Below are 12,486 nucleotides of genomic sequence, written 5' to 3'. Positions count from 1 at the left end.
GGCCTATGCTCCGAGCGCCAGCCAGAGCCCGCCGAGTGCGGTGGCGCCGCCGGCAATCCGGGTGGCGAAGCGGCCGATGCCGTCGCCGAACATGCTGCCGAGACCGAGCCCAAGCCCGATGCCGGCGAGGTGAAGCGCCGCCGTGGACAGCGCGAAACCGATGCCGAAGGTGAGCGCCCCGGCGGAACCGAGTTCACCGCCATGCGCATGGCCGTGGAAGAAGGCGAAGAAGCCGACCATCACCATGGCGATGGCGGTCGGCACGTTGAGCGCGACCGCCGCGAGCAGGCCGATGACGACCACCGAGGCGAGGATGACCGGCTCGACGAAGGGCAGGGGAACGGCTAGCAGGGCGGCGGTGAAGCCCAGCGCAATCGTGCCGACGAAGGCTGCAGGCACCAGCCACAGCGCGCGGCGATTGGGGATGCGATGGTCTGCGCCTTGAGCCAGCAGCGCCGCCCAAAGACCGACCGCCACCATCGCAAGGATGTGGTCGGCGCCGAAGAGCGGGTGCGAGACGCCGGCCATGAACGAACCGTGCTCGGCGGGATCGAGATGCGCGAAGGCGGGCGCGGCGCTGGCGGCGAGCAGGGCGGCGGCGATGGAAATCCGTTTCAACATGTTTCGAGCCTCATTCGCTATGCTGGTCTCAGGCGGCTTTCGGCGCGCAGCCCTCGGCTTTGAGGATGCGCTTGGTCGAGGGCGGGTACTTGGCGAGCATGGCAGCAGGACGGATCGGGCGCGGCGAAAAATTGCCGCCGCAGTTGGGGCAACTCCCGCCGAGCACATTTGACGCGCAGTCGGCGCAGAAGGTGCATTCGAACGTGCAGATCATGGCGTCCGCTGCGTCCGGCGGCAGGTCCTTGTTGCAGCATTCGCAGTTTGGGCGCAGCTCGAGCATGGCGCTTCTACCGTATCGGATGGTGCACGGTCACCAGCTTGGTGCCGTCGGGAAAGGTCGCCTCGACCTGGACGTCGTGGATCATCTCGGCGATGCCGTCCATGACCTGCGCGCGGCTGACGACATGCGCGCCGGCCTCCATCAGGTCGGCGACGGAGCGCCCGTCGCGGGCGCCCTCGACGACGAAATCGGTGATCAGCGCGATGGCCTCAGGGTGGTTGAGCTTGACGCCGCGCTCGAGCCTTTTGCGCGCCACGATCGCGGCCATGGCGATCAGCAGCTTGTCTTTTTCCCTCGGCGTCAGGTTCATGCGTGTTCCAGGCTCGACAGTCTCACAATGACCAAATCTTGGGCAGCCCTGCCTGCCCGTTGAGCAGGCCGACCAACGGTGTCAGCCGCCTGCGCAGCGCGTAGCCGTCGCCCGCCACGAGCCTCGCAAGAAGCTTGCCAGTTCCGCCGACGGTCCAGAAACTCGCCCCGCCTTCGTCGCCGATGATTTTGAGCGCCTGCTCCAGATAGGTTTCGGCGTCCGGCGCAACGAGCAGAACGGTGGCGACCGCCACGCCCCCGCCGGCGGCGGCGGGCCGGGCGAGGGTCGCGGCAAGGTCGGGACCGATGGAAAAGGCCTCGGCATGGACGAGCCGGCCGCCCTGCCGGACCCGCCAGCGGTCGCGAAAGAGCGCCTGCGCGACGGTTTCGCCCATGGCCCGGCGCCCGAACAGCGTCGCCTCGACGACCAGCGCCTGGGCATCGTCGGCGAGGTCGACCTCGAGCCGCCGGGCAAAGCAGGAGCGATCGTAGACGATGGTCTCCTGCGGCAACCAGGCGATGCGGCCGCCTTTCGCGACGGACAGACGTACATCGGCCCGTGCCTCGCCGGAACGCGAGCGGTAGAGTTTTTCGCAGGCCTGGGTGGTCACCGTGACGGCCGCCCCGGCGCCGGCCTCGATCTCCCAGGCGACGCGGTCGCCGCCGGTCAGCCCGCCGGCGGTGTTGATCAGGATGGCTTCGAGCGGGTCGCCCCGCACCACGGGCATGCGGATTTTGGCGGCGCCTTCCTGGTAGAGGCGTTCGATGCGGGTGCGGCCGTCGCTGCGGCGCACCTCAAGGCGCGCCCGTGCATCGACGCGCTGCGCCGAAAGCTCGCTCACCTCGCCGGCGGTCATCAGCATGGGTGGTCCTCGATCCTTTGCCGGCATCGTCGGCCAGGCTGGGCCTTTTGTCGAGAAACTTCCCTTATTGCTTCCGGCCGTCCGGCTTTCTATAGAGGGACGGGTCCCCGGCAGCCGCGGGGCTACTGCATCGGCCCAAAAGCCGGATTCGGTTTTTCGGCGGGCACGATGCAGCGATTCAATGTGCTGGCGCGTCCTTTGTGCATCTGAAAAGACGCACGGCGCGCTCGGGGGACGCGGTGGGGCGTGTCCGGAGGAAACGAAACGTTCGACGCTAATGTCGCAGATGCATGCGCGTTCGGGCGGTTCAGGAGTTCTGGAAGGGCGTGATGGCAGACCAACTTGCCGACGACATCATCTCCAAGATCAAGAGGCATGCCGATCCGGAGATCGGCGAAATCGGGCCGGATACGGAGCTGACCGCGCTCGGCATCCATTCTCTCGAACTGACCGAGATCATCTTCGATCTCGAGGAGGAATACGGCATCGAGATCGAGATGAACACGGTCGACGCCTGGAGCAACCTGAAGACCGTAAGCGACATGGTCGAGGCCGTCCGGGCGCTGATCGAGAAAAAAGCCTAGAGGCCTATGCGCCAGCGCATCGTCGTCACGGGCATAGGCGGGCTGTGCGGGCTCGGCAACGATGCGCCGTCGATTTGGGAGGCCATGCGGGAAGGCCGCTCGGCCATCGGCCCGATCACCACCATCGACCTGCGCGACCTCAAGGTGTCGACTGCCTCGGAGATCAAGGTCCTTCCGGACCACGGCATCGACCGCAGGCGCACCGTAACCATGGACCGCTTCAGCCTGTTGGCGGTGATCGCCGCGCAAGAGGCGATGGCGCAGGCCGGCCTGGCGATAAACGGCAGCAACACCTATCGGGTCGGCGCGGTCGTCGGGGTCGGCGTATACGGGGCCGAAACGGTCGACGAGAATTACCGCCAGCTCCTGATCAACAACAAGCCGCGGGCCGCGATCTTCGCCGTACCCAAGGCGATGCCAGGCGCGGCTGCCGGCCAGGTGAGCATGAGTCTCGGCCTGCGCGGTCCGACCTTCGGGGTGACCTCGGCCTGCGCCTCCTCCAACCACGCTTTTGCATCGGCGCTCGACCAGCTGCGGCTCGGCCGGGCCGACGCCATGATCGCGGGCGGTGCCGAGGCGCCGCTTACATGGGGCGTGCTCAAGGGCTGGGAGGCTCTCAGAATCCTTTCCCCCGACACCTGCAGGCCGTTCTCGGCCGACCGGCAGGGCCTGGTGATCGGCGAGGGCGCCGGCATGGCCGTGCTTGAAACCTACGAGCATGCCAAGGCGCGGGGCGCGACCATCCTTGCCGAACTGGCCGGTGTCGGGCTTTCCGCCGACGCCTCCGACATCGTCGCGCCGACCGTCGAGGGACCGGCTGCGGCGATGCGCGCCTGCCTTGCCGATGCCGGATTGAATCCGGAGGACGTCGACTACCTCAACGCGCACGGCACCGGAACCAAGGCCAACGACCAGATCGAGACAATGGCGATCAAGCAGGCTTTCGGCTTGCATGCCGGCAAGCTTTCCGTCTCGTCGACCAAGTCGGTGCATGCGCATTGCTTCGGCGCGTCCGGCGCCATCGAGATGATCGCCTGCGTGATGGCAATCCGCGACGGCGTCGTCCCGCCGACGGCGAACTACCGCGAGGCGGATCCGGACTGCGACCTCGACGTGACGCCAAATGTCGCCCGCCAGCGCAAGGTGCGCGCCGCCATCAGCAACGGCTTCGCCTTCGGCGGCACCAATGCGGTGGTTGCCTTCAAGGCGGCCTGACGGCTTCCCTCCGTCGCGGTTCGATCGTTCCGTTTATATTGATAGTCGCCGGTCGCCCGCTTACTTCTGGACGACCCGCCCGTCATTCCCGTGTTCCGGAGCCGACATGACCGACCTTTCCGCTTTTCCGATCGCGACTCGCTGGAAACCGGGATATCCCGACCGTATCCAGCTCTATTCGGTGCCGACGCCGAACGGCGTGAAAGTGTCGATCGCGCTCGAGGAACTGGAGCTTCCCTTCGAGCCTCACTTCGTGGACATCATGAAGAACGAGAGCTGGACGCCTGAATTGCTGTCGCTCAACCCGAACGGCAAGATCCCGGCGATCATCGACCCCGATGGACCAAGCGGCAAGCCGATCGGCCTGTTCGAATCCGGCGCCATCCTGCTCTATCTCGCCGAGAAGACGGGCAGGCTTCTTCCCGCCGATCCGGCGCGCCGCTACGAAACGATCCAGTGGGTGTTCTTCCAGATGGCCTCGATCGGGCCGATGTTCGGCCAGCTCGGCTTCTTCCACAAATTCGCCGGCCGCGACATCGCGGACAAACGCCCGCTCACCCGCTACGTCGATGAATCCAAGCGCCTGCTCGGGGTCATGGAGACCAGGCTGACCGGGCGCAAATGGTTCATCGATGACGACTATACGATCGCCGACATCGCCCATGTGGGCTGGGTGCGCAACCTGATCGGATTTTACGAGGCGCGGGACCTGGTAGGCTTCGACAATTTCCCCGCGGTCGACGCCTGGTTGAAGCGTATGCTGGAACGGCCCGCCGTGCAGCGGGGCCTGACGATACCGGCGCGCGGCTGACGCCGAGCGACCTCGGCAGGTTTACGAGCAACCCAAACGGCCCGCCATGCGGGCCGTTTCGCAGCGCAGTTCGCGACCAGGTCGGTCTATTTGCTTTTGGCCTTCGCGGCTTTGCCGCCCTTGCCGACGACGGATGCGGCCATCGCGACCGCGCCGGTCGCGGTTTTCGTCACGCTGCGCAGCACGCGCTTGGCCATCGACGGTTTTGCGGACGCGCTCTTGCCGGATTTGGCCGGGCTCGCGGATTTCGCCGTTGCGGCTTTCACCGTCTTCGGCGCTGCCTTGCCGAAGGTTTTCTTGGCGTCCTTGGACCGCGCCGCGACTGCCGGCCCGGCTCCAGCCTTCGCTTGCGTAGCCTTGCTCTTCGCGGGTGCTGCCTTCTTCGGTTTCGTAGCCATTGCCCTCTCCTTTTGGCCATCGCGGCTGAAGCGCCGCGTTACAGGTTCGGAGCATGATACCACGCATGGGGGAATCTCCGCCGTGCAAGTTGCGTCCGCGCCTTACGCGCACAACGGTCTGGGTGGCGGTTGGTTCCGTGTGCCGGTTTCAGATCCCCTGTGGCGAGAGACTGACGACGAGGTCGGCGTTGCGTCGGCGAGCAAGCACGCGCTCGATGTTGGGCAGGTCGTTGGAGGCGATCCAGGCGCGGGCGTCATCGTCCGACTTGCCGTGGCCGCGCCAGCGTTCCATCAGCCGGCGCTCGAGTTCGCCGCGCGGAACATCGATGAAGACGGAAAAATCGATCAGGCCGGCCAGAGCGGACCACGGCGCCTCGTCGAGAAGCAGATAGTTTCCTTCGACGATGACGAATTTCACGTCCGAGCCGACGATCGCCGCACCCGCGCGCGACAATTCCATCGAACGGTCGAAGACGGGAATGGCCACGTCCGGCTCGCCCGACCGTATGCGTTTCAGCAGCGCCGCGAAGCCGGCATAGTCGAAGGTCTCGGGCGCCCCCTTGCGCGGGCGCAGGCCGCGGGATTCGAGCACGGCGTCGTCGAAGTGAAAACCGTCCATCGGGACGACGGCCGATTTTGCCTCGGGCAGCACCTCGTGCAACCGTTCGGCCAGCATCGACTTGCCGGAGCCGGGTGGCCCGGCGATGGCGACGACGAAGCGCGGAGACTTCCCAGCGCGCTTGAAAATGGCGGCGGCGATCGAGGCGATCTCGGACATGGCTCCGTCCCGGGCGTTTCCAGCATGCTTTTGAGCCATTTTGTCGCCGGAATGCGCAAAATTCAACCCGGACGGATCGGGCTGGAGCCGGGCAGCTAGCTAGTCCTGGTCGCGGGCTTCGTCGAAGCGCTTCAGCTCCTCCAGCACCGGCATCGAGACGATGTGGTAGCCGGAATCGACATAGTGGATCTCGCCGGTGACGCCGGAGGAAAGATCAGACAGCAGATAGAGCGCCGAGCCGCCGACCTCGTCTATCGTGACCGTGCGCCTGAGCGGCGAGTTGCGCTGCTGGTAGGAGAGCATCTGCCTGGAATCGGCGATGCCCGCTCCGGCAAGTGTGCGGATCGGGCCGGCCGAGATGGCGTTGACGCGGATGTTCTTCGGCCCGTAATCGTTGGCGAGGTAGCGCACGCTGGCCTCCAGTCCGGCCTTGGCGACCCCCATCACGTTGTAGTTCGGCATGATGCGGACGGAGCCTGCGTAGGTCAGCGTGATCATCGCGCCACCGCTCTTCATCAGCGGCGCTGCTTTACGCGCGCATTCGGTGAAGGAATAGCAGGAGATCACCATGGTGCGCACGAAGTTCTCGCGGCTGGTGTCGGCATAGAGGCCCTTGAGCTCGTTCTTGTCGGAGAAGCCGATGGCGTGGACCAGGAAGTCGATACCGCCCCATTCGCTCGCCAATGTCTGGAACACCGTGTCGATCGAGGCGCTGTCCTCGACGTCGCAGGGCAGCAGGAACGGCGCGCCGAGCCGTTCGGCCAGCGGCTTCACGCGGCGTCCGAAAGCCTCGCCCTGATAGGTGAAGGCGAGTGTCGCCCCCTGCTGCGAAAGCTTCTGGGCGATGCCCCATGCGATGGAATGATCGTTCGCGACGCCCATGATGAGCCCGCGCTTGCCGTTCATCAGCTGACCCATTGAGCGGCCCCTACGCCGCGTGGCGCTGGAAGACCAGCGTCGCATTGGTGCCGCCAAAGCCGAAGGAATTCGACAGCACGGTGTCGATCTTTGCGTTCTCGATACGCTTGCGCACGATCGGCATGCCTTCGAATTCCGGGTCGAGGTTCTCGATATGGGCGCTTTCGCCGATGAAGCGGCCCTGCATCATCAGGATCGAATAGATCGATTCCTGGGCCCCGGCAGCTCCCAGCGAATGGCCGGTGAGCGACTTTGTCGAGGTGATATGGGGCATCCTGTTGCCGAAGACCTCGCGGATGGCTCCCATCTCGCGGGAGTCGCCGACCGGCGTCGAGGTCCCGTGCGTGTTGATGTAGTCGACAGGCGAAGACACCGTCGCCAGCGCCTGGCGCATGCAGCGCACGGCGCCCTCGCCCGAAGGCGCGACCATGTCGTAGCCGTCGGAGGTGGCGCCGTAGCCGACGATCTCGGCATAGATTTTCGCGCCACGCGCCTTGGCGTGTTCCAGTTCCTCCAGCACCAGCACGCCGGCGCCGCCGGCGATGACGAAACCGTCGCGGTCGACGTCATAGGCGCGAGAGGCGACCGAGGCGCGGTCGTTGAATTTGGACGACATCGCGCCCATCGCGTCGAACAGGTTCGACATCGTCCAGTCGAGATCCTCGTGGCCGCCGGCGAACATCATGTCCTGCTTGCCCCACTGGATCAGCTCGCAGGCGTTGCCGATGCAATGCGCCGAGGTCGAGCAGGCCGACGAGATCGAATAATTGACGCCGTGGATCTTGAACCAGGTCGCCAGCGTGGCCGACGCCGTGGACGACATCGCCTTCGGCACGGCGAACGGGCCGATGCGCTTGGGGCTGTTGTTCTTGCGGGTGATGTCGGCTGCCTCGACCAGCACCGCGGTCGACGGCCCGCCCGAGCCCATGACGATGCCGGTGCGCTCGTTGCTGATCTCGCTCTCCTCAAGGCCGGCATCCTTGATCGCCTGTTGCATGGCGACGTGGTTCCACTGGCCGCCCTTGGACAGGAAGCGCAGCGCGCGGCGATCGATGAGCGGCGCCGGATCGAGCGTCGGCGCGCCCCAGACCTGGCAGCGGAAGCCGTGCTCGGCGAAGGATTCGGAAAAGCTGATGCCGGATTTGGCGTCGTGCAGCGAAGCGGTGACTTCTTCCGCGTTGCTGCCTATGGAGGAGACGATCCCCAAGCCCGTCACCACGACACGTCTCATGATGTGCTCCTCGTCAAGATGAATGCGTCCGCCGGTCAGGCGGCGGACTGCTTGGACAGGCCGACCTTGAGGTCGGTCGCCGCGTATATGGGCTCGCCGTCCGCCTTCAACCAGCCGTCGGCGATGCCGAGCACCAGCCTTCCGCGCATGACGCGCTTGAAATCCACGCCGTACTCGACCTTCTTCACAGAAGGCGTGACCATGCCCCTGAACTTCACCTCGCCGGTCGAGAGCGCCATGCCCTTGCCGGGTTCGCCGAGCCAGCCGAGATAGAAGCCGGTCAACTGCCACATGGCGTCGAGACCCAGGCAGCCGGGCATGATCGGATTGCCGATGAAGTGGCAGGCGAAGAACCACAGGTCGGGCTTGATGTCGAATTCGGCGCGGATGAAACCCTTGTCGAAGGCGCCGCCAGTCTCGCTGATCTCGGTGATGCGGTCGAACATCAGCATCGGCGGATAGGGCAGTTGGGCGTTGCCGGGGCCGAAAAGTTCGCCGCGCGCGCAGGCCAGCAATTCCTCGTAGTTGTAGCTGGACTTCGAAACCGCCATCAAATCGCCTTCCCGTTTCCTCCGGGGCGGATCGGGCGCCCCTTTTTTGTTGCGTAGCTAACACAGCCATCCATGGGCGGAAAGCGGGGTCAGCGATTATAGCGGCCCATCGCCGGGGTCAATCCGGGGAGAATGAGGGGTCAATGTGCCGCTATTGATCGGGATAGCCCGACAGAATATATCTGGACCATCTGGATTTGCCGGAATTGCGCCGCATGAGGCAGCAATGTCCGGTACGAACCGAACCCGGGGCTGATGGATCACAAGGTCCGCAAAGATACGCTGGCTGTCGACAAGCGCGTCCGCGACGCCGGATTGAGGCCGACGCGCCAGCGCGTGGCGCTGGCCCACCTGCTGTTCGCCAAGGGCGACCGGCACCTTTCGGCCGAGGAACTGCATGAGGAGGCGCTCAGCGCCGGCGTGCCGGTTTCGCTTGCGACCGTCTACAACGCGCTGCACCAGTTCACCGACGCGGGCCTGCTGCGCATCCTCGCCGTCGAGGGCGCGAAAACCTATTTCGATACCAACACGTCGGACCACCACCATTTCTTCATCGAAGGCGAGAACAAGGTGTTCGACATCGCCGCCGGACCGGTGCGGGTGGTCAACCTGCCGGAGCCGCCGGAAGGCATGGAAATCGTCAACGTCGACATCGTGGTCAGGCTGCGGCCCAAGCGCGGCGCTTAGTCCACCGGCGTGACACCCTCTTTTCGAACTGTCGATCTGCTGTTTCGGCTGGAATGGGCAGCCGTGCTCGCTGCCGCGGTCGCAGCATATGTGCTTGCCGACGGATCCTGGCAGCTCTTCGTGCTGCTCATTCTGGCGCCCGATCTTGCGATGCTGGGTTATCTTGCCGGACCGGCGGCGGGCGCGATCCTCTACAATGCCTTTCACATACTCGTCTGGCCGGTGATCCTGTTGTTCGTCGGCTTCTGGGCGGACAATCCGATTGCCATCCAGGTGGCGGCCATCTGGATCGCACACATCGCGATGGACCGCGCGCTTGGCTACGGGCTGAAGCTGCCGACTGGATTTTCCGACACGCATCTCGGCCGGATCGGCAAGGGCCGATAAGAGTCAGTCCTTCACGAGTTCGCCGGGATAGGCGCCCCAGACCAGTGACTGGCTGATCCAGCCGGTGTGGCCGTCGAAGGTCATCTCGCACCATTGTCCGTTGCAACTGCGGATGGTGCCGACGACGCCCGGCTCGATGACGGCCAGCGTCCGTGAATTGGCATCGGGATCGGCGAGCAGGTTGATCCTCGCGTCCTTGCCCTTCTGCCAGGGCGCGGCGATCGCGGTGCGGCGGCCTGACAGCAGCGACTGGTTGACCCAGCCTTCGGCGCCGTCGGGGTCGCGCACGCGCCGCCAGTTGTCGTATTCCTGGATGATCTCCATCGGCAGACCGGGCTTCAGATAGAGCCAGTCGACGGCGTAGTTGACGCCGGGGCCGATGCGCGAGTTGACGCGGCCGGACTTGAGGCTGACGAAACGCGGCAGCGGCAGGCCGCTCGGGCCTCGCCGCATATCCTGCGCGCCTTGTTCGGCCGGCGCGGCAGAGGCATCGGCGGCGGCAAGAATCGGGGAGAGCAGGGCAAGACCGGCCAATGCGGCGCCGACGGCCGGGCCAAGAGACGAAAACCGAAACACCTTCGTTCCTTTGCAGCTCCGCGCCCGCGCAGGCACCGTGCGGGACGCCTTTTTCTTTGTCATCGGCGGCAGCGCTTGTTACACAGGCAGCCGTGCCGGGGCCTGTTTCCACTTTCGCCTGTCTTGGTTAAAGAGGTCTGAAGCGGGAACGGATCTGAGACCTGTAATCTGGGGCCCCGACTCTGAGGGAAGAATGGCCGGCAAGAAAAAGCCTCTCGTCGTCATCACGCGCAAATTGCCCGATCCCGTCGAAACCCGCATGCGCGAGCTGTTCGACGCGCGGCTGAACATCGACGACAAGCCGATGTCGCGCGACGAGCTCGCGGCGGCGATGCAGGAAGCCGACGTGCTGGTGCCGACCATCACCGACCGGATCGACGACTCGCTGATTGCCGGCGCCGGCCAGAACCTCAAGCTGATCGCCAATTTCGGCAACGGCGTCGACCATATCGATATCGTGGCGGCCGGGAAGAAGGGCATCGCCGTCACCAATACGCCCAATGTGCTGACCGAAGACACGGCCGACATGACGATGGGCCTCATTCTCACCGTGCCGCGCCGTCTGATCGAGGGTGCGGCCATGCTCGTGGCCAACGGCAAATGGGCCGGCTGGTCGCCGACCTGGATGCTTGGCCGGCGCATCGGGGGCAAACGGCTCGGCATCGTCGGCATGGGCCGCATCGGCACGGCGGTGGCGCGCCGCGCCAAGGCCTTCGGCCTGTCGATCCACTACCACAACCGCAAGCGCGTGATGCCCGCGGTCGAGGACGAACTGGAGGCAACCTACTGGGAAAGCCTCGACCAGATGCTCGCCCGCATGGACATCATCTCGGTCAACTGTCCCTCGACGCCGGCGACCTTCCATCTGCTATCGGGCCGGCGGCTGGCGCTGCTGCAGCCCTCCGCCTACATCGTCAACACCGCGCGCGGCGACATCATCGACGAGGACGCGCTGATCAAGCTCATCCAGGACGGCAAGATCGCCGGCGCGGGCCTCGATGTGTTCGAACACGAGCCGGCGATCAACCCCAAGCTGCTCAAGCTCGCGGCCAAGGGCAAGGTCGTGCTTTTGCCGCATATGGGATCGGCGACGATCGAGAGCCGCATCGACATGGGCGAGAAGGTGATCATCAACATCCGCGCCCACCAGGACGGCCACCGCCCGCCGGATCGCGTGCTGCCGACGCGGGTGTGACGTTTCGAAGCCGCGGCCAGCATGTCAGCGCCAACGCACGTCGTTAGCATGGCGCCGCATCGGCGGAGGAGCTAGCGGCATGAAATCGATGTCAGGCGCATTCACGGCAGCCGCGCTGGCCGTAGTGGCGATGACCTCATTCGCCAATGCCGGTGCGGGCTTCGACGTCGTCGTGCTCGGCGCGCGCGGCGGCATCGAGGACGGCAATCTCAGCGCCTTCATGATCTCGCCGGCGGGCGATGGCCGCGCGGTGACCTGCGACGCCGGCTCGCTGGTCAACGGCCTGCGTGTCGCCGACGGGAAGGGCGTGTTCGACGCGGTCGAAGTGCCCGCCGATTCGCCCTATATGCGCGCTGGCTATGTGCTGACCGAGCAGATCAAGGGCTATCTCATCAGCCACGCGCATCTCGACCACATCGCCGGCCTGGTCATCGCGTCGCCGGACGATTCCAAGAAGCCGGTCTACGGCCTGCCGTCGGTGCTGGAGGATATCCAGACCAGTTACTTCAATTGGGACGCCTGGCCGAATTTCGGCACCGGCGGTGAAGAACCGAGGCTGAGGAAGTACGACATGACGGCGCTGGTCCCGGGCGAGCGGCGCGAACTGACCGGAACCGCGATGCATGTCACCGCCTATCCGCTCGCCCATGGCGGGGTCGAATCCACTGCGTTCCTGATCGAGAGCGGCGAGGACGCTCTGCTCTGCTTCGGCGACACCGGGCCGGACGAGGTCGAGAAGTCGACCGCGATCGGCGACGTCTGGACGGCGGTTGCCGGGCTGGTGAAAGAGAAGCGGCTGAAGGCCATCGTAATCGAGGCCTCCTACGACAACGCACAGCTGGACAAGCAACTCTTCGGCCACCTGACGCCGGCCTGGCTGCGGAAGTCGCTTGCAGGCCTCGAAACGGCTGCCGGCGCGGGCTCCCTTGAGGGCCTGCCGGTGGTGATCAGCCACGTCAAATATTCGTTGAAGAAGGGCCAGCTGCCGCAGGACCGGATCTTGGCCGAGCTGGAAGCGGGGAACACGCTCGGCGTCCGCTACATTATCCCGGAACAGGGAACGGCCTGGCGCTTCTGACTGC

Annotated in this window: 17 protein-coding genes; 7 read left to right on the top strand and 10 right to left on the bottom strand. The window is 65.4% G+C overall.

The window, feature by feature from the left end; genetic code table 11:
* Positions 1–3 precede the first annotated feature (3 nt).
* The 4 genes from ABLE71_RS05440 to ABLE71_RS05425 are packed head-to-tail and all read right to left on the bottom strand — an operon-like array spanning position 4 to position 2,073.
* Positions 4–621: a HupE/UreJ family protein gene (locus ABLE71_RS05440; protein ID WP_348782337.1), complete on the bottom strand. Its 618-nt coding sequence runs from the start codon at positions 619–621 to the stop codon at positions 4–6.
* A 28-nt stretch (positions 622–649) separates the two neighbouring features.
* Complete coding sequence (locus ABLE71_RS05435) at positions 650–901, bottom strand: DUF1272 domain-containing protein (RefSeq protein ID WP_348782336.1); 252 nt, start codon at positions 899–901, stop codon at positions 650–652.
* A 7-nt stretch (positions 902–908) separates the two neighbouring features.
* Positions 909–1,211, bottom strand: a complete 303-nt coding sequence (locus ABLE71_RS05430; RefSeq protein WP_348782335.1) for an urease subunit gamma — start codon at positions 1,209–1,211, stop codon at positions 909–911.
* A gap of 22 nt (positions 1,212–1,233) precedes the next feature.
* Entirely contained in the window at positions 1,234–2,073 is an 840-nt protein-coding gene (locus ABLE71_RS05425; protein ID WP_348782334.1) for an urease accessory protein UreD, read from the bottom strand.
* A 329-nt stretch (positions 2,074–2,402) separates the two neighbouring features.
* On the opposite strand from ABLE71_RS05425, the gene ABLE71_RS05420 reads away from it, so the two are divergent.
* The 3 genes from ABLE71_RS05420 (at position 2,403) to ABLE71_RS05410 (ending at position 4,683) form a co-directional block, all read left to right on the top strand.
* Positions 2,403–2,657 (top strand): acyl carrier protein, encoded by a 255-nt coding sequence (locus ABLE71_RS05420; RefSeq protein ID WP_348782333.1) that lies wholly within the window; start codon positions 2,403–2,405, stop codon positions 2,655–2,657.
* A gap of 6 nt (positions 2,658–2,663) precedes the next feature.
* Entirely contained in the window at positions 2,664–3,872 is a 1,209-nt protein-coding gene (locus ABLE71_RS05415) for a beta-ketoacyl-[acyl-carrier-protein] synthase family protein (protein WP_348782332.1), read from the top strand.
* A 106-nt stretch (positions 3,873–3,978) separates the two neighbouring features.
* Positions 3,979–4,683, top strand: coding sequence for a glutathione binding-like protein (locus ABLE71_RS05410; protein ID WP_348782331.1), 705 nt, complete (start codon positions 3,979–3,981; stop codon positions 4,681–4,683).
* 86 nt (positions 4,684–4,769) lie between these two features.
* On the opposite strand, the gene ABLE71_RS05405 is transcribed toward ABLE71_RS05410, so the two are convergent.
* From ABLE71_RS05405 to fabA, 5 genes are all read right to left on the bottom strand, one after another.
* A complete protein-coding gene (locus ABLE71_RS05405; RefSeq protein ID WP_348782330.1) occupies positions 4,770–5,081 on the bottom strand; it encodes a hypothetical protein in 312 nt (103 codons plus the stop codon).
* 148 nt (positions 5,082–5,229) lie between these two features.
* Entirely contained in the window at positions 5,230–5,859 is a 630-nt protein-coding gene (locus ABLE71_RS05400; protein WP_348782329.1) for a nucleoside triphosphate hydrolase, read from the bottom strand.
* 99 nt (positions 5,860–5,958) lie between these two features.
* Positions 5,959–6,777, bottom strand: a complete 819-nt coding sequence (gene fabI, locus ABLE71_RS05395; protein ID WP_348782328.1) for an enoyl-ACP reductase FabI — start codon at positions 6,775–6,777, stop codon at positions 5,959–5,961.
* A 10-nt stretch (positions 6,778–6,787) separates the two neighbouring features.
* Positions 6,788–8,008 (bottom strand): beta-ketoacyl-ACP synthase I, encoded by a 1,221-nt coding sequence (gene fabB, locus ABLE71_RS05390; RefSeq protein WP_348782327.1) that lies wholly within the window; start codon positions 8,006–8,008, stop codon positions 6,788–6,790.
* Between the two features lie 35 nt (positions 8,009–8,043).
* On the bottom strand, positions 8,044–8,559 hold the full coding sequence (fabA, locus tag ABLE71_RS05385; protein ID WP_348782326.1) for a 3-hydroxyacyl-[acyl-carrier-protein] dehydratase FabA: 516 nt from the start codon (positions 8,557–8,559) through the stop codon (positions 8,044–8,046).
* Between the two features lie 255 nt (positions 8,560–8,814).
* Here fabA and irrA point away from each other — a divergent pair, with 255 nt between their 5' ends.
* Both irrA and ABLE71_RS05375 read left to right on the top strand, forming a co-directional pair.
* On the top strand, positions 8,815–9,246 hold the full coding sequence (gene irrA, locus ABLE71_RS05380) for an iron response transcriptional regulator IrrA (protein ID WP_348782325.1): 432 nt from the start codon (positions 8,815–8,817) through the stop codon (positions 9,244–9,246).
* 63 nt (positions 9,247–9,309) lie between these two features.
* Positions 9,310–9,633, top strand: a complete 324-nt coding sequence (locus tag ABLE71_RS05375; protein WP_348782324.1) for a DUF4260 domain-containing protein — start codon at positions 9,310–9,312, stop codon at positions 9,631–9,633.
* A 3-nt stretch (positions 9,634–9,636) separates the two neighbouring features.
* Here ABLE71_RS05375 and ABLE71_RS05370 read toward each other — a convergent pair whose 3' ends face one another.
* The gene (locus ABLE71_RS05370) at positions 9,637–10,209 is read right to left on the bottom strand and encodes an SH3 domain-containing protein (RefSeq protein ID WP_348782323.1); all 573 of its coding nucleotides are present in this window, start codon (positions 10,207–10,209) and stop codon (positions 9,637–9,639) included.
* A 193-nt stretch (positions 10,210–10,402) separates the two neighbouring features.
* Between ABLE71_RS05370 and ABLE71_RS05365 the strand changes: the two genes are divergently transcribed.
* Together ABLE71_RS05365 and ABLE71_RS05360 are read left to right on the top strand one after the other, a co-directional pair.
* Positions 10,403–11,404: a D-glycerate dehydrogenase gene (locus ABLE71_RS05365; RefSeq protein WP_348782322.1), complete on the top strand. Its 1,002-nt coding sequence runs from the start codon at positions 10,403–10,405 to the stop codon at positions 11,402–11,404.
* 79 nt (positions 11,405–11,483) lie between these two features.
* The gene (locus ABLE71_RS05360) at positions 11,484–12,482 is read left to right on the top strand and encodes a 3',5'-cyclic-nucleotide phosphodiesterase (protein ID WP_348782321.1); all 999 of its coding nucleotides are present in this window, start codon (positions 11,484–11,486) and stop codon (positions 12,480–12,482) included.
* Positions 12,483–12,486 lie beyond the last annotated feature (4 nt).

The organism is Mesorhizobium sp. KR9-304 (genome assembly GCF_040049215.1).
Classification (GTDB): domain Bacteria; phylum Pseudomonadota; class Alphaproteobacteria; order Rhizobiales; family Rhizobiaceae; genus Mesorhizobium_K.
This window is presented reverse-complemented; position numbering and strand designations above follow the sequence as displayed.